The sequence below is a fragment of the Bacillus cereus group sp. BfR-BA-01349 genome (genome assembly GCF_022663795.1).
In the GTDB taxonomy this organism is placed as follows: Bacteria; Bacillota; Bacilli; order Bacillales; family Bacillaceae_G; genus Bacillus_A; species Bacillus_A cereus.
This window is the reverse complement of record NZ_JAKUGE010000012.1, coordinates 1-16931: the sequence shown is the minus strand read 5'-3', so window position 1 is coordinate 16931 and position 16931 is coordinate 1. Positions and strand designations below refer to the sequence as shown.

Sequence of the window (16931 nt, the reverse complement as noted above, 5' to 3'; positions counted from 1 at the left end):
TAACACAATTTTTGGAATTTTGTCTACTGTTTTGAAATAAGAAAATTCTAAAGTTTTTCATTTCTTATTATTCTGAATTTTTATTCTGAAGTAATTAATAATAGTACAGTATAAAAAGAGAAATTGAGCTATGAAAGAAGTAGGGATGTCTTCTTTCATAGCTCAATTTTCATCTATAGCAACTTCTGAAAGTCGGCCTGCTATAGCATCTTTAAGGAGAGTGTTTAGCCATTGTAATTCAACTGTAATATGCTCAATTACACTTTGCAAAATATATAGTTGTGCACGTGGAACCTTTCCTTTATTACAATCATATATCGTTTGCATAGTATGTAAATATTGAAGAGTATCGTTTTTCTTTTTTTCTAAAATAGGAACTAATTCGTGATCATTGCTAAAGTGAGCGAAAGATAAGGCTGAATAAATAGGTTTATATATTTGGTTTTTGGCTTCGAATTGTTTTAATAGTAAAGTGTGGAATAGTTTTTTGCCTTCTTCTGTTATATGAAAAATCGTTTTGTCAGGTCGATTTGTGTCTCTAATTACATTTGTAATATGAATTGCGCCTTGCTTTTCTAATTGCTCGAAGGCGTAATAAAGTGATCCTTTAGCATATTTAATGTAACAATCCATTTGTCGTTCTTTCATAATATGCTGCACTTCATATGGATGTTTATCTCCTTCGAGTAGCAAGCCGAGAATGACTAATTTCATGCTCATGCTGTCTCAACTCCTGTATATAAAAACTTTATCCAGTAAGATCCCCACCCAAAAATTCAGCGGAAGCAAAGAAGTTAGGTGGGGATTAACTGCCCGTAAAAGCCCGATTGGTGAGGGCTAATAATCAGTGGGGGATGAACACCCCCCACTGATTAAAGTTTCACTTTATACATATTATAAACGGCATATCCTTTTTCATAAAGGAATATGCCGCTTCTTTTTTATATTAACTAACTTGCTTTTGTTTTTCTTTCTTTTTAGGGCCTGTAAAGAGGCGTTCATTTCCCATAAGTAAAATACAAATAATACTTAGTACAGCCGGGATGAGTGCCCAGAAGAATGTATTCGCAATAGATGTAGCGAGAGCTTCTTTAATACCCGCTAATACTTCAGCAGGAATTTTTGCGGTAGCGCCTGGTGATAATAAGAAACTTGTGTCTCCGCCTTTTGGAGCTAACTTTGCTAGTTCAGGTGGGAATACAGAGTTTAGTTTATCTGTAAAAATATGATTTTGAATTGTACCGAAAATCGTTACACCAAGAGTCATACCGAGTGATCGGAAGAATGAGTTTGTTGATGTCGCCGAACCACGGTCCCGCATTTCCAACTTGTGAATAGAGGACATACTTAATACTGAGAATGAGAAGCCAACACCAAGCCCAGCGAGAATCATAAATAGTGTTACGAGTAAACGAGGTGTGTCCATTGTTAAAGTACTTAATAAATAAATACCAAGAACGAAGAAGACACCAGATACCATCATAATGTTACGATAGCTTGTTCGAGAAGCTAATTGTCCTCCTGTTTGACTTCCAATTACAGAACCAACCATCATTGGTGTTAAAATTAATCCAGCATTAGAGGCGGAACCTCCAAGAACGCCTTGAATGAAGATTGGAATATAAACTGTACAGATAATAAAAGCGGCACCATAGAAAAAGGCAACTCCTTGGCTAGCTGCGAATAAAGGTTTTTTAAATAGATGGAACGAAATAATAGGCTCGGTTGCTTTTCGTTCTACAAAGAAGAAAATAATAAGTGTAATAAATACTGTTGTAAATAAGCCAATAATTACAGTGGAATTCCAGGCGTATTCTTTACCACCAAGTTCTAATGCGAACATTAAGCAAACGATACTTATGACAAGTGTAATAGCACCAGCCCAATCAATTTTTTGTTTTCTAAATTCTAGAGACTCACTGTAGTATTTAGTAATGAAGAAAAAGGAGATAAGTCCTAATGGAATATTAATATAGAAGACCCAATGCCAACTTATGTAGTCAGTAATATAAGCACCTAATAAAGGACCGAATACACTAGATGTCCCGAAAACAGCACCAAATAGCCCTGTCATCTTCCCGCGTTTTTCTGGTGGGAAGATATCATACATAATTGTGAAGGCGATAGGCATAAGGGCACCACCACCGATACCTTGAATAGCTCTATAAATACTTAATTGCTCAATACTTGAAGCTGTTCCGCAGAGCGCAGAACCGAATAAGAAAAGAATGAGGCCCCCAATATAAAAACGTTTCCGCCCGTACATATCAGAAAGTTTCCCGAAGATAGGCATCCCTGCCATTGTTGCTACCATATAAGCTGATGTGACCCAAACAAACTTATCAAATCCTCCTAGGTCTCCAACGATTGTTGCCATTGCGGTTGCAACGATTGTATTATCCATTGCGGCCATTAATATACCAAGCAGTAAACCAGCAACAACAAATTTTGTCTTGTTGGCGTCTTTTTTTAATGGTTGAGTTTCCAAATATAACCCTCCTTTAGAAATAAGTAAACTATATTAAGTTTTGAGTGCAGTGGATAAAAAATTTTAATGTATAGTTGATTTTAATTTCTTTTCCATAAGTGCACTGATATGCCATAAAGAATATTATAGTCAAATTTGACTATAAGGCAAACTTTTTCTTCCGTCAAAATATTCTTTCGTATGAGTAGAGAACGAGTGAGCCATACTGAATATTGCTATAAAGGAAATGAAGTAAATTGTAAAAAAATTTCATAAAGAACACCTTCTGTTAATAGATGAAAAATGGTTTTTTCTTCATATTGTCGAATAGGATAAAAGGAAGAGAAATATTAAAGGTTGCTTGTAGCAAGCTTTAGTAATTTGGGGAATTCATTGTGTGTATGTTACATCTGAAATGAGGTGAATATATAATATGAAAATATGGGGACGAATTTCGGATACAGGAAAGTATTCAATACCGCTACAACCAGTATTGTGGATTGACGGATCTAAAAAGGAAAACGAATTTCCTCAAGTAGCCGTTACATTACAAATTGGTAGTATGTATACAGAACAATTTTCGTATGAATTGACCTACGATGTAAACGACATACTTATTATGCGAATTGAAGTGGAAAATAAAGGGGTAGAAATGATTTCGAGAGTCGTTGTAAGTCATATGATTCGAGATTACTTTGCTTATATTCCTAATTCTTTAAAAGTTGATAGGGGGATAAGTGAGTTTTTATTCCAGCTTGTTAGATGGCGAATTGATGAATTGTTACCGAATGAGAAGGTGGAACTACGTTGTAAAATAAAAGCTAATAAAGATAAAGCTCTTAAACAAACATTCTTTCAGGCTACATATACATTTCAAGATAAAGAGATATCATATGGCCCACTGCAAACAAATGAAGTTGTTGTGCGTCAATGATAAAAAGGAACCTGTACAAAAGGTTCCTTTTTTAGTGAAGGTTGTGTTTTTTGAGTATTTTTTTTTGCTCCATTCCTTTTTTTCCTACATAGTTATTTTTGTAGCCAAAGTATAGAATAAATAAAAATGAAACAACATTAACAATAGCGTCGATTTGATCGTTTGTAATAAAGTGTATGCCGAAAGAGGTAAATAATAATTTTAATGATAATAGAAAACCAGCTAGTAAACGCATAGCATCTGATAGATTCTCTTTTTGTAGCATATAGATTACTCCTTTCTATAAAAGTTATATATTATATATATGAAATAGAGTAGAAAAGGTATACAAGCTTAAGCAGAAATGTACATTGCATATGTACATTTTTTATTTTGTAGAAAAACATTATTGATATAGAAACATATATTGGTATAAAAGGGGGAAAAGTATGAAACATAAAGGGAAAATTAGTGGATTATTGCTTGGCAATACTGTGGCAGTTACAGAATGGATTGCACTTCAGGATGTAATTGTAAAACTGGATTCACGATCATTTTATACCGTCTTTATTATTTATATATTGCAAATGATACTAAGTTATTATTTTGGACATTGGTACGATAAAAGAGCGAATGAGCGTATGGGTATGGAAGTAGGAGGAATGGCAAGCAATGATTTTGTTGTTGATTTTTTTGGGAAAGTAGCTGCTTTATCTGAAAGAGATTCTCGTAATATTACAGTGTACATTCTTTCTGTAAAAGAATGGGAAGGATTAAAAGACACGTTGCAAGAAAAAAAGTTGGGAGTGTTAGTACAAAAATTAGAGAGTACAATTGTAAAGACAATTCGGAAGGGCGATGTTGTTACAAAGTGGGATGAAAATAAGTACGTTATTGTAGCAATTGATAATGGTCATGAAACATCAACAATAACAAAACGATTAATGAAAAATATTGAAAGTGAAATAGAAGGTGATTTACTCAGTGTCACTCTTTTATTTGGAGCAGCTAGCTATCCAGTAGAAGGAAAAACGTTTGAAGAACTGTTGAGAAAGTCGCAAAATCAATTGTACCAGTATAGAAATTTGCAAGAAAATGAGTGAAGCTTTGATTTGAAGATATATGATAGGAAGATGTTTTATTTGTAACATTTTTTTGACTTTTATTACAAAAAAACGCCACGTTTGTAATAAAAGTCTTTAAAAATATATGAAATAAGCATATAATTATGATGGTAGTGTCAATGCAATTTGCACAGTGTGTTTTATTTTAAAAGTGTAGAGGAAAGCAAGCTCTACACTTTTCCTTTTTAGGAAATGAAAAGAATATTTGTAAGTTGTTGCGAGATATCGATTGTACTGTGTAAAATGAACAAAGAGATTAATTGATAGAAAGCTGGAAAGGGAATGATAGACGTGAGAGCGGAGCGATCACCTTTTATCAGGTGAACTATTATAGTCTTATTAAGACTGAGGTGAAATTCCGTGGACATTAAAGTAATACATAGTGTGAACAGGCCTTAAAAAACACGAAGTAGTATACTTAAAGATGGATATGGAATTGCTAAATAATTCAAAAAGAATAATGTAATATCAAGTAATAATTTGTACAAACAATATTAATGATCTTCGTAAAAAAGATGCGAGTGTATAGAACAATTACATATTTTATAACTTTTTTATATTACACGATGGTCGTTTATAAGTAGGAGGAAGAGATGTTGAAATATAGTAAATTAGCAATTGTAACTGCATTATCAATGATTTTATTAGCCGGTTGTTTCGGTCCGAAACCAGAAGAAGAATTATATGTAGCGTTTGAAAACGCTGCTAAACAAGAAAAAACAATGTTTGAAGATGCAAAAAAACTTGAGACTTTAGAGAAAGAAGGACAAGAATTATATAACCAGATTGTTCAAGAAGGAAAAGATAATAATCAAACTGTTAAAGAAAAACTGAATCAAGCAGTGAAAAATACAACTGAACGAGAAAAAGTGCTTGCAAAAGAAAAAGAAGTTTTAAATAAAGCGCAAGAAGAAGTGAAGTCAGCTGATAAGTATGTGAAGAAAATTGAAGATAAGAAATTGAAAGATCAAGCTGATAAAGTGAAAAGCACGTATGAGAAACGACACGATTCATTTAATAAAATGTATGACAGCTATGACAAATCTTTAAAACAAGAAAAAGAGTTATATACAATGTTACAAGATAAAGGTACTAAATTAAAAGATATTAGTGAAAAAGTAAAAGTAGTAAATCAATCTTATAAGGATATTGAGTCAGAAAAAGATAAATTTAATGAATTCACAAAGTCTTATAATACAGAAAAAGTAGCTTTTTATAAACAAGCAAATATTAAAATTAAAGAAGAGAAAAAGTAAAACAGTTTGGCCTACACTTGGCCAAACTGTTTTATTTTTTTGTATAAGTACGACTATACCATGGAACAGGTTCACTTAATTTTTTTTCTTGTTTTAATGCTTCAGGACCAATATAATCTTGAATTGTTTTTTTTGCCACTGTTAAAGATAAGGTTGTTTTCGGATTTCGATAGGAGGATTCAAGATGACCAAGATGCGGTAGAATTCGAAAATCTTCTTTCGTAGGAGGGATGTGGAAAAAATAATCGCCTAAACGTATAAGGACATCAGATTGTTGTTGGCTAAAACGTGGGTTTCTAGAAAAATGTAATCCTTCTTTAATTGCTTTTTTTTCAGCAATCAAACGTTCTAAAGCTGTCTTTTTTAACCAGTATAAATATTTAGGATTAGTAGCTGCTTTAGCATGACGATTCACAACGAAAATAGATTGAGCTAGTCGATTAATAGAATGTTGGTTTTGTAATTGAGATTGTGGTTGTGAAGGTTTCATATTGAATCTCCTTTCAATTTTTCATTATTATACCATAAATAAAATAGGTATTTATTATACGCAAAAAGTGATTGTATATATTTTCAATATTAAAGCAATATTGTTACAAAAAACAACTATTTTGTATAATAGTAATAGAATATGTTTTTGAAATTTGATAATGAAAGAGTGAGAAGTTTGAAAGAAATATTAAAACAACAGTATGCCATTATAGATATTGGATCTAATACAATGCGTTTAGTTATTTATGAAAAGCAAAATGGAGGTTTTTATAAAGAGATTGAAAATACGAAAGTTGTTGCTAGGTTAAGGAATTACTTAATTGATGGTGTGTTGAATGAAGAGGGAATAGAAGTATTATTACAGACATTATTTCAATTTCAAGAAAGTACAAGATTCCATCAGTTGCATCATGTACTTTGTGTTGCAACAGCAACAATTAGACAGTCGGAGAATCAAGAGGAAATTAAAAAGCTTGTTGAAGGACAAACGGACTTTACGCTTAGAGTATTATCAGAGTATGAGGAAGCGCGTTACGGATACTTGGCGGTTATGAATTCTACATCGTTTTCAGAAGGAATAACGGTAGATATTGGTGGGGGAAGTACGGAAGTTACATACTTTAGAAATAGAGAGATTTTAGAGTACCATAGTTTTCCTTTTGGGGCACTTTCTTTAAAGCAACAATTTATTAAAGGTGATATTTCTACTAAAGATGAGTTAGAGGGAATGCAACAGTATTTAGAGTTTCAACTTCGAACGTTACCATGGTTAATCAATAAGAAATTGCCTCTTATTGCAATTGGTGGTAGTGCTAGGAACTTAGTAAAAATCCATCAAAATTTAATATGTTATCCTATAGCAGGATTACATTTATACAAGATGAAAGAAGAAGATATTGAAAGTGTAAAAGATGAATTGGAAAGATTGTCGTTCATAGAACTTCAGAAATTGGAAGGATTGGCAAAAGATCGAGCAGATACGATTATTCCAGCGGTTGAAGTATTTCATACACTTGTTAATGTTATAGAGGCACCGGCATTTGTATTAAGTAGAAAAGGGTTAAGAGAAGGTGTTTTCTATGAAGAGTTGACAAAAGATTTGGGGATTTCATATTATCCGAACGTAGTTGAAGAAAGTCTGCATTTACTATCACATGAATACGAAATGGACATGGAATTTGTTATTCAACTTATTAAACATGGAAGACTAATTTGCAAACAACTTGAGGAAATAGGGCTTATTTCTATGTCAGTAAAAGACTGGGAAGTGTTCCATCAAGCAGCGAAAGTGTTTAATATAGGCAAATATATAGACGAAGAAGCGAGCCGTTTACATACGTTTTATTTATTAGCGAATAAGACAATTGATGGCATGATGCATAAAGATCGAGTAAGGCTAGCGCTTATTGCATCGTATAAATCAAAAATGTTATTTAAACAACATTTATCTCCATTTGAAGGTTGGTTTGATAAAAGCGAACAAAAAAAATCCGCCTGTTAGGAGCTGTTTTACAATTTTCAGCTACTTTAAATGCAAGGCAACGATCGCTTATTGATACCATATCTATAACAGAAAGCGAAGAAGGATTAACGTTTAAAGCTTTATGTGAACAATCGGCATTAGCGGAAAAAGTACAAGCTGAAAAACAAAAAAACAGTTAGAAAGAGTATTAAAAACGAATATTAACTTGTCATTTGAACTAAAATATTAGGTTGTACGGATGTCTTTACAAAAAAATTACACTTTATAATATTGTAATTTGCTAAAATAAAAGTAAGTAAATTATAGTAAAAAAGTTTCAAGGGGAAGTGTGAAGAGAATGGAATTATTGAAGGGGAATGCAGTAAATTTAAATGATACAGCTTATTACAATAATCGAGAGTTAAGTTGGTTAGCATTTAATGAACGTGTCTTACAAGAAGCGCAAGATGCAAATAATCCACTTTTGGAAAGATTGAAATTTATTAGTATTTTTAGTTCGAATTTAGATGAATTTTTTATGGTACGTGTAGCGGGATTAAAGGATCAAGTGAGTGCTGGATTTAATCAGCCAGAAAATAAAGCTGGCTTAACACCAAAAAAGCAATTAAATAAAATTGCGATAAAAGCCCATGCACTAATGACAGTACAATATGATACATTTAAAAATTATGTATTACCAGCACTTGAGTTAGAGGGAATTGAACGTTTAACATTCAATGATTTGACGAAAGAGCAGCGAGAATTTATAGAAGAGTATTTTGATGAGCAAATTTTTCCGGTGTTAACTCCTGTAGCTATTGATGCATATCGCCCATTTCCAATGTTATTAAACAAAAGTTTGAATTTGGCTACTCTTTTATATGATGAGAAGCAAGCGGAAGAAGAAAACAGGACGAAGTTAGGAATTGTGCAAGTTCCTTCATTACTTGAGCGCTTCATAATTTTACCGAGCGAAGGGCAAAAGCATAAATTTATTTTATTAGAAGACGTAATTAGTAGCTTTACTCATAAATTATTTACGGGATATACAGTATCATCTGTTACTCGTTTCCGTATTACACGCAATGCAGATTTAACGATTCATGAAGAAGGTGCGAGAGATTTATTAAAGGTAATTGAAAAAGAATTAAAAAAGCGTAAGTGGGGGGCTGCTGTTCGTTTAGAAGTTGGGAAAGAACACATTGATGAAAGAGTATTAGCGTTATTATATGAGGTTCTGGAAGTAAAAGATGAAGATGTATATATAATGGATGGTCCATTAGATTTAACATGTTTGTTTTCTTTATATAAAAAACTAGCTCCTTTATATGAACATCTTGTATATCCGGCTCTTATTCCGCAACCACCTCAAGATTTAGGTGATGAAGAAGATGTATTTGAAAAAGCAATTGAGCATGATATTTTATTACATCATCCTTTTGAATCATTTCAGCCGGTAGTTGATTTTGTCCGTGATGCGGCGGACGATCCGAATGTACTTGCGATTAAACAAACGTTATATCGTGTAAGTGGTGATTCACCGATTATTCAGGCGTTAAAGATAGCGGCTGAAAAGGGAAAACAAGTGACAGTATTAGTTGAATTAAAGGCAAGATTTGATGAAGAAAACAATGTTCATTGGGCTAAAGAATTGGAACAGGCAGGCTGTCATGTTATTTACGGTGTAAGTCACTTGAAAACACATAGTAAAATTACGTTAGTTGTAAGAAGAAAAAACGGAAAAATCGAAAGGTTCGTACATCTCGGAACTGGAAACTATAATGATGCAACAGCGAAGTTATATACTGATTTTGGATATATTACATCAAGAAAAGACTTTGGGGTTGATGCAACCAATTTCTTTAATTATTTAAGTGGTTATACAACAAAGCCACATTTTCATCATTTATCGGTTGCTCCATTTGATATAAGAGAGCAATTTATAGATTTAATAGATGAAGAAACCCGTTATCATAGGCAATATGGAAATGGATATATTATCGCTAAGATGAATTCATTAACAGATAAACCATTAATTAAAAAAATGTACGAAGCATCACAAGCTGGAGTAAAGGTAGAGCTCATTGTTCGAGGGACATGTTGCCTACGACCTGGCATTCCAAATGTAAGTGAAAATATTCGTGTAGTTAGTGTTGTTGGAAGATATTTAGAACATAGCCGTATTTATTATTTCCATCATAATGGGGAGGAGAAAATATATTTATCTTCAGCTGATTTGATGACGCGAAATATGGAGAAGCGAGTGGAAATATCTTTCCCGATATTAGATATTGAAATGAAGGCACGAATTAAGGCGATTTTACAGCTTACATTAGCTGATAATGTGAAAACACGTGAACAAAATAAAGATGGTGATTACTATTATGTTATTAATAGTAGTACAGAAGAAATTGATAGCCAAGTGAAGTTGTTTAAGATGGCATATCAAAATACAGACGCTGAATAATGAAACAAGTAAAAACCTCTTATGTCAATAAGAGGTTTTTACTTGTTTCTACTCATATGCTCCAAAAATGGAAGGATGAGTAGAAACAATAGTTTTATTATAAGCGTGTAATGAGATGGCTCGTTGAGAGAATAATATTTGAAAGAATCGTTATTTTAACTTAGTAATAGTATGGTTGCTGACATGGTCCACCGTAACAAGGATAAGGTGCTGGTGGCGGGAAAGGTGTTGGATAAGGTGGATAAAATGGTCGAGGGCCGAAAGCTAATGCTCCGCCGAGCAATCCACCAGCAATTCCAGCTAGAAAGGGAACGCCAAAAAACGGGAAGAAGCGTGAGTCGCCTACTGGACCAATAGGTGCTGAACGGACTGGAATTGGTTGATAATATGGATACATGAACATACCTCCTTTATTGGACTCACTTTTATCATATGGTAAACAAAACGTGGATGAGCGCGTACAAGAAAGGATATGTAAGAAAATAGGCGAATTATTAAGAATGTTGGAGTGTGAAAATTGTGATTTCAGGTTTTGACATAAAACGAAATGGGACACGTGTTCTTCCCAGGCCTCGATTGACATAGAGAGTTAAATCCTGAATTGTATAGAAGCCTTCAATATAGTCTTTGGCGAGTGAAGGTGTAATAATAGCTCCTAAAAAAGGAATTTGTACTTGTCCGCCGTGACTATGACCAGAAAGTTGCAAGTTGATTGGATATCTAGAAACTTGGGGCGCGATATCTGGTTCGTGAACAAGAACAATGTTATAAGTACTTTGCCGTGCATGCTCTAATGTTTTCTCTATTTTTGGTTTGCCTAGTAGTATATCATCGAGACCGAAAATAGAAATTTCGCTATTATCCATTAGACGAATTCTTTTTTCACTATTGAGCAATAGCTCAAATCCTGATTCACGCATGATGTGCTCATAGTATTCAGTTCCATATCCACCGTGATCATGGTTACCATAAATAGCGAATTTACCAAAGGGGGCTTGTATATTTTTTAAAATGGATGCAACGAAAGGAGTGTCAGTATACGTTTGATAATTATCAATGAGATCTCCGGTAAAAAGGACAATATCTGGATTTACAGCATTAATTTTAGAAACAACTTTAGATAAATGTTGAAGCGAGAAATAGTATCCGAGATGTAAATCGCTGAATTGAAGAATTTTCATACCATGAAAACTTTTTGGGATGAGTTGTGATTTTAATGTGTGCTGTGTAAAAGAAATGAAATGGGGCTCTATATATTTAGCATAGTAGTATCCGATGCTACTGGTTATAAATGAATAGAGACAAGTACGCATACCAATTTTTAAAAAATTTCTTCTTGTAATGTGCTTCATAAAAATATGAGTATACCTCAATGTTTTCATTCCATTTATAGGCTACTCAAATCTCCTTTCAGTTTATTTAAAATATACTTTACATAATAAAAAGTAGTATAGATTACGAAAAAAAATGAATAAAAAGAAAGTTCTTTACGCTAAAATATCAGAAAAGTTTAAAAATATAAAGATTTCTATTAAATAAAGTGATAAAATGAATGTGTATTCATTTTTTGGAGGGGATGTATGTGAAAGAAAAGGTAGTTATTATAACAGGTGGATCGAGTGGAATGGGAAAAGGAATGGCGACTCGTTTTGCAAAAGAAGGGGCACGAGTTGTTATTACAGGACGTACAAAGGAAAAACTAGAGGAAACAAAGTTGGAAATTGAACAATTTCCAGGGCAAGTATTACCTGTACAAATGGATGTAAGAAATACGGATGACATTCAGAAAATGATTGAACAGATTGATGAGAAGTTTGGTAGAATTGATGTTTTAATAAATAATGCAGCTGGAAACTTTATTTGTCCAGCAGAAGATTTATCTGTGAATGGCTGGAATTCAGTCATTAATATTGTATTAAACGGTACGTTTTACTGTAGTCATGCTGTCGGAAAATATTGGATTGAAAAAGGTATAAAAGGGAATATCATTAACATGGTAGCAACATATGCATGGGATGCAGGTCCAGGAGTGATTCATTCGGCTGCAGCGAAGGCAGGAGTATTAGCAATGACGAAGACGCTCGCTGTTGAGTGGGGACGTAAATATGGAATACGAGTTAACGCTATCGCGCCAGGACCAATTGAACGTACGGGCGGTGCTGATAAATTATGGATTTCAGAAGAAATGGCTAAACGTACGATACAAAGTGTTCCGCTTGGAAGGTTGGGTACGCCAGAAGAAATCGCTGGCCTAGCTTATTATTTATGTTCAGATGAAGCTGCGTACATAAATGGAACTTGCATGACAATGGATGGAGGACAACATTTACATCAATATCCATTTTAAAAGGGATAAAAAAATGAATGTTTGATTCATTTTTCTACGGTTAAATGTGACGGAATTGTGACATATGAAAGAAAAGTGTTTACAAGAGGTCATATATACGTTATATTTAAGACCTCTTTTTTCTTCATAGTAGAATTGCTAATTCCCCTTAGCATTTTACCCCTCTAATCCCTTCAGGAAAACTGAAGGGATTTTTTATTATTTTTCCGTAAATATCATGTTATAATTTTTGAAAAGTAAAGGGAGGGAAGCACGTTGATAGATGCATTAGATGTAATGAGTAACTTGGATAAAGTCCTTCCTTATTATCAAGCTATTTTTAGTGCTGATGAGCATACTGTAATTGGATACGAAGTAGTAGGACGTATTCAAACAGAAGAGGGCATACAAAGTTTAGCTTCTTTCTTTCACGATGATTCGATTCCAAGTGAATTTCAACTGGAAGCGGATAATATTATAGTAGAAAAAGCTTTAAATCGTTATTTAGAAAGCGATCAAAAATTATTATTATTTATACATCGGAATGCTAATGTATTAATGAATGATAATGATGAAAGCTTGCTTCAACTTTTATTGAGGTATGAAGAACAAGGTTTAAATTTAAAACAAATTGTTTTAGAGATTACAGAGCATGAATGTAAAGAAGATATAGAGCAATTTAATCATTTGCTTATGTATTATCGTACATATGGTATTCAAATTTCGATTAATAAAGTCGGAACGGGCACAAGTAATTTAGAGCGTATTAGCGTGTTAGCACCTGATATTTTAAAAGTAGATTTAACGAACTTAAGGCAAACAGCACTTTTACAATCTTATCAAGATATTTTATATTCTTTATCATTACTTGCTAGAAGAATTGGTGCAACTTTGTTATATGAAGAAATAGATGCTTTTTATCAACTGCAATATGCTTGGAAGAACGGTGGAAGATATTATCAAGGTAATTATTTGAAAGAATGTTTACCTGATTTTATTGAAACGAATGTTTTGAAAGAGCGACTGGGTAATGAATGTCATCAGTTTATTCAGCATGAAAAGAAGAAGTTACAAAAAATTTATAATTTAACAGAGATGTTACGCGATCGCATTGGCGATGTTTTATCAAAACAAAAAAAGAATGAAGATATAAATGATTGGTTATTACAATTTAGTCAAAGTGTATCACAGTGTAGTTTTCGTATATTTATTTGTAATGAAGATGGTTTCCAACAATCAGGAAATGTTATGAAAAAAGATGGAGAATGGATTGTGATGCCGGATTATTATATGAAGAACTGGAGTTGGCGCCCGTATTTTCTCGAGAATATCATGAAAATGCGTTTTGAGAATAAGGCGAGGCTTTCAGATTTATATGCAGATATTGAAACGGGAGAAATGGTACGAACATTTTCTTTCCCGATTGATGATGACAACTTTTTATTTATAGATTTATCTTATGAATATTTATATGAAGAAGATGTTTTATTTTAATGCACGAAGGAATTCGTGCATTTTTTGTTTGTTTTTATCATAAATTGGTAATAGTGAAAATGGTGATGAAAATGCTGTCTATCGTTGTAAAGATTTTACGAACGAAATCTGTCCTTTCTTTGCATAATCATTGTTACAATGAATACTACAAAGACAAGTTCTTTTAAAAGGAAGGTGAAAAAATGAGGAAATATGGAATATGGCTTGTTCTATTTGTATGTGTTGCCTTTCTAGTTGGTTATAGTGTTACGACTGTTTTAGGAAAAGAGGAAGTGGAAGTCGATCGGAAAGAAGTATTTACAACGATACAAAAAGGCTATGAAACACAGTTTTCAATTCGTGGGAAGCATTTGCCGATGAATAAGATGATAGAGACGTTATCACCGTATTTTACAGATAATTTCCTTCAAGTATTTACAGATGAAAATAGCAGAAGTGATAAAAAAAGTGGTGAATATTTACTTCCGGCAAAAGAAGCACCGTTTTCTTTTAATTCAGAAACGAAAATGTCGTATGATGAAGAACATAAAAATTTATATGTATATGAGCGGACAAAAAGTGGACAGTATCAAATTGTAACATTGAAAAGGGATCAAGATAAATGGAAATTAGCAGGATATCATGAAAGTCAGGAACTTTTAACTGAAATAAAAAGGTTGCAACAATTATAAAGTGAAATTTTTAATCAGTGAGAGGGATTACTCTTCCATCTAACTTCTTTGCTGTAGCTAAATTTTGGGTGGGAGTTTTACTACCTACAAATAGCGGGATAAGAATAGGAATAGGTATTTACCTATTCCTATTCTATATTGAGTAGTTGTTGTAACTTTTCAATTTGAAACCCTGCAACTACTTCGCCATCAATTACGACTGTTGGAGTTGAATAAGAATCATAGTCGTATAAAAGACGATTGCGAGCAGCAGCGTCTTTTTTTACGTCAAATTCTTCATATGCAACGTTATTATGCTTCAAAAATTCTTTCACAATAACACATGGCGGACAATCGGGTTGTGTATAAACCTCAATTTTTTCCATTGTTATTCCTCCTTTTTTTCTGTTTTTTATTATATTCTTCCAGTATAAAAACCGCAATAAAGAAGGGGAAATATGTTCTTTCTGTTTTTTCCTTCGCATTTCGACAAATTTTTAGTTGAGTTTCTGGCCAATAACCTTTATCCTAGAGTGTGGAACATTTTTTCTGTTATGGCGGATAGAATGAGTATAGCTGTAAAACCTATTGGTAGGAAGATTAGAGAAAGGAGAGATTTCATGTCTCTACTCCAAGGAATTTTAACTCGACTTGTTAGTCTACAAGAACAAGCTGAAAGCGGTGAAGTAGCACAACGCTATTTTGAAGTGAACGGTGAGCGCAAATGTAGCGTGAAATTTTTCGATAAAAGTGAAATGTATGAGTTAGAAGTGTATCAACAAGGTGAAAAACCTCAAGTGTATCAATTCGATAATATCGACATGGTTGCAATTGAGATTTACGATATCATTTCTTGATACATATAAAAAAGGTACTGCCATGTGGCAGTACCTTTTTTAGTTCTATTACTTTCTAGCGGAATGTATAGAAGTTTTTTATTTTTCCTACAATGGTATTAAAATGAAATTTTAATCCGTGCAAGTTTGCTTATCCATGTGGAAAATTAGTCCCGTCAACCGGGTGAATATGTGAAGCTAAACTTCTCACAATCGCTGGGTTCTGCAAATAGCCGGGAGAAATATAACTAGGAGGTTATCGTATGGAACGTTTACCAGTTGTGATTTGTCCTAATTGTCAAAGTTCTGCTGAGATTATTCATGTATTAACGGCTCAATCTAATCAAAATGTAATTTATACGTGCCAAGTTTGTCACTTTGTAATTCGAAATATTGAAACGAATAAAGGATAGGAAGTTATAATTTTAGTTTTTGTCCCATACAATGAGAATACGAAAAGTCTGTCTAATTGAAAGGACGTGACTCTGTGGACGGTGCACATAAATTTTACAATGTTTCAGAGAGACATTTAAATTTTGATATGGTCTTTAACCGTATTTGTAGTTTCATTGAAAAGGATCCGCGAAATTTATATCGATTATCCATTGGGACAGACTCGCAAGCGCATCAAAAGGATACGAGGTTTATTACAGCAATCCATATTCATCGTGTTGGAAAAGGTGCCTGGGGCTGTTTACACCACAGATCAGTAAAAGATAAGCCGGCAACCTTACGTGAGAAAATATATTTAGAAACGCAGTTTAGTCAAGAAATCGCATGTCTATTTACGCCTACTCATATACAAACAATATGGGAGTTATTGCATCCTTATGCTCAAGATGGGGCTGGATTCATAATGGAAATTCATTTAGACATTGGGAATGATGGTTTAACAAAAGAATTTATTTTAGATATGACAGAAAAAATTCGAGCAATGGGATTAACTGCAAAAATTAAGCCGGATGCTTATGCGGCGTTTAGCTATGCAAATCGATATACGAAATGATTTTTTTGTATGTGTACGATTGCTACATATCTTTTAATAAAAACTGAATATTATATCTATTAAATGGGTTGAATTTTTTATATAATAAGAGTAACGATGCGAGTGTAAGGAGAGGGGTATATGCAAAGGGAAGTTGTTTTAACAAAGGAAGAAGAAAGTTTATTACTAGATATTTTATTTCAGCAAAATTATGCAAGCGAAATTTTAGCTGTGGAACTTACAGATATTGAGAATGGTTTGAAACAGACAGATGTGATGCAATATAAAAAAATCACAAGGTTATTTTACAGATTAAAAAATAAAGGGTATTAAGCGCTACCGGAATGAAGTGCACCCCAATTGTTAGGCACATAACTAACAATTGGAGGTGCATTTTTTATGGCTAAATTTTCTTCAAAAGATAAAATAAAAGCAGTAAAACGATATCTAGAAGGTACG

The 16931-nt window shown here is 33.1% G+C and carries 18 protein-coding genes and 1 pseudogene; 12 read left to right on the top strand and 7 right to left on the bottom strand.

Going from position 1 to position 16931, the window contains the following annotated elements:
• Positions 1-162: 162 nt before the first annotated feature.
• Both MR169_RS08910 and MR169_RS08905 read right to left on the bottom strand, forming a co-directional pair.
• Positions 163-720, bottom strand: a complete 558-nt coding sequence (locus MR169_RS08910) for a PadR family transcriptional regulator (protein WP_000062063.1) — start codon at positions 718-720, stop codon at positions 163-165.
• Positions 721-946: 226 nt separating this feature from the next.
• Positions 947-2488 carry an MDR family MFS transporter gene (locus tag MR169_RS08905; RefSeq protein ID WP_000449899.1) on the bottom strand — a complete coding sequence of 514 codons (1542 nt, stop codon included), beginning with the start codon at positions 2486-2488 and terminating at the stop codon, positions 947-949.
• Between the two features lie 412 nt (positions 2489-2900).
• Between MR169_RS08905 and MR169_RS08900 the strand changes: the two genes are divergently transcribed.
• Positions 2901-3401 (top strand): hypothetical protein, encoded by a 501-nt coding sequence (locus MR169_RS08900; RefSeq protein ID WP_000708122.1) that lies wholly within the window; start codon positions 2901-2903, stop codon positions 3399-3401.
• A gap of 31 nt (positions 3402-3432) precedes the next feature.
• Here MR169_RS08900 and MR169_RS08895 read toward each other — a convergent pair whose 3' ends face one another.
• A complete protein-coding gene (locus tag MR169_RS08895) occupies positions 3433-3666 on the bottom strand; it encodes an SPP1 phage holin family protein (protein WP_000939448.1) in 234 nt (77 codons plus the stop codon).
• A 163-nt stretch (positions 3667-3829) separates the two neighbouring features.
• Here MR169_RS08895 and MR169_RS08890 point away from each other — a divergent pair, with 163 nt between their 5' ends.
• Both MR169_RS08890 and MR169_RS08885 read left to right on the top strand, forming a co-directional pair.
• The gene (locus tag MR169_RS08890) at positions 3830-4483 is read left to right on the top strand and encodes a diguanylate cyclase domain-containing protein (protein ID WP_242319281.1); all 654 of its coding nucleotides are present in this window, start codon (positions 3830-3832) and stop codon (positions 4481-4483) included.
• A gap of 614 nt (positions 4484-5097) precedes the next feature.
• Positions 5098-5760 (top strand): YkyA family protein, encoded by a 663-nt coding sequence (locus MR169_RS08885; protein WP_000922482.1) that lies wholly within the window; start codon positions 5098-5100, stop codon positions 5758-5760.
• 31 nt (positions 5761-5791) lie between these two features.
• Here MR169_RS08885 and MR169_RS08880 read toward each other — a convergent pair whose 3' ends face one another.
• On the bottom strand, positions 5792-6250 hold the full coding sequence (locus MR169_RS08880) for a YkyB family protein (protein WP_000804862.1): 459 nt from the start codon (positions 6248-6250) through the stop codon (positions 5792-5794).
• A gap of 141 nt (positions 6251-6391) precedes the next feature.
• Here MR169_RS08880 and MR169_RS08875 point away from each other — a divergent pair.
• Together MR169_RS08875 and MR169_RS08870 are read left to right on the top strand one after the other, a co-directional pair.
• Positions 6392-7964 (top strand): annotated as a pseudogene (locus MR169_RS08875) (Ppx/GppA family phosphatase).
• A gap of 108 nt (positions 7965-8072) precedes the next feature.
• Complete coding sequence (locus MR169_RS08870; RefSeq protein WP_242319280.1) at positions 8073-10181, top strand: polyphosphate kinase; 2109 nt, start codon at positions 8073-8075, stop codon at positions 10179-10181.
• A gap of 160 nt (positions 10182-10341) precedes the next feature.
• On the opposite strand, the gene MR169_RS08865 is transcribed toward MR169_RS08870, so the two are convergent.
• Together MR169_RS08865 and MR169_RS08860 are read right to left on the bottom strand one after the other, a co-directional pair.
• Positions 10342-10578: a hypothetical protein gene (locus tag MR169_RS08865; protein WP_000283741.1), complete on the bottom strand. Its 237-nt coding sequence runs from the start codon at positions 10576-10578 to the stop codon at positions 10342-10344.
• Between the two features lie 97 nt (positions 10579-10675).
• Entirely contained in the window at positions 10676-11533 is an 858-nt protein-coding gene (locus MR169_RS08860; protein WP_044795990.1) for a metallophosphoesterase, read from the bottom strand.
• A gap of 230 nt (positions 11534-11763) precedes the next feature.
• Here MR169_RS08860 and fadH point away from each other — a divergent pair, with 230 nt between their 5' ends.
• The 3 genes from fadH (at position 11764) to MR169_RS08845 (ending at position 14672) form a co-directional block, all read left to right on the top strand.
• On the top strand, positions 11764-12528 hold the full coding sequence (gene fadH / locus MR169_RS08855) for a 2,4-dienoyl-CoA reductase (RefSeq protein ID WP_000660913.1): 765 nt from the start codon (positions 11764-11766) through the stop codon (positions 12526-12528).
• Positions 12529-12783: 255 nt separating this feature from the next.
• Entirely contained in the window at positions 12784-14001 is a 1218-nt protein-coding gene (locus tag MR169_RS08850) for an EAL domain-containing protein (protein WP_000564310.1), read from the top strand.
• A gap of 182 nt (positions 14002-14183) precedes the next feature.
• Positions 14184-14672 carry a DUF3993 domain-containing protein gene (locus MR169_RS08845; RefSeq protein ID WP_242319279.1) on the top strand — a complete coding sequence of 163 codons (489 nt, stop codon included), beginning with the start codon at positions 14184-14186 and terminating at the stop codon, positions 14670-14672.
• Between the two features lie 128 nt (positions 14673-14800).
• Here MR169_RS08845 and MR169_RS08840 read toward each other — a convergent pair whose 3' ends face one another.
• On the bottom strand, positions 14801-15037 hold the full coding sequence (locus tag MR169_RS08840) for a glutaredoxin family protein (protein ID WP_242319278.1): 237 nt from the start codon (positions 15035-15037) through the stop codon (positions 14801-14803).
• 234 nt (positions 15038-15271) lie between these two features.
• On the opposite strand from MR169_RS08840, the gene MR169_RS08835 reads away from it, so the two are divergent.
• From MR169_RS08835 to abbA, 4 genes are all read left to right on the top strand, one after another.
• Positions 15272-15508: a YkuJ family protein gene (locus MR169_RS08835; RefSeq protein WP_000055151.1), complete on the top strand. Its 237-nt coding sequence runs from the start codon at positions 15272-15274 to the stop codon at positions 15506-15508.
• Between the two features lie 242 nt (positions 15509-15750).
• Positions 15751-15900, top strand: coding sequence for a hypothetical protein (locus MR169_RS08830; RefSeq protein WP_000440540.1), 150 nt, complete (start codon positions 15751-15753; stop codon positions 15898-15900).
• A gap of 74 nt (positions 15901-15974) precedes the next feature.
• On the top strand, positions 15975-16493 hold the full coding sequence (locus tag MR169_RS08825) for a ribonuclease H-like YkuK family protein (protein ID WP_000348489.1): 519 nt from the start codon (positions 15975-15977) through the stop codon (positions 16491-16493).
• Between the two features lie 120 nt (positions 16494-16613).
• Positions 16614-16805, top strand: a complete 192-nt coding sequence (abbA, locus tag MR169_RS08820; RefSeq protein WP_001188692.1) for an antirepressor AbbA — start codon at positions 16614-16616, stop codon at positions 16803-16805.
• Positions 16806-16931 lie beyond the last annotated feature (126 nt).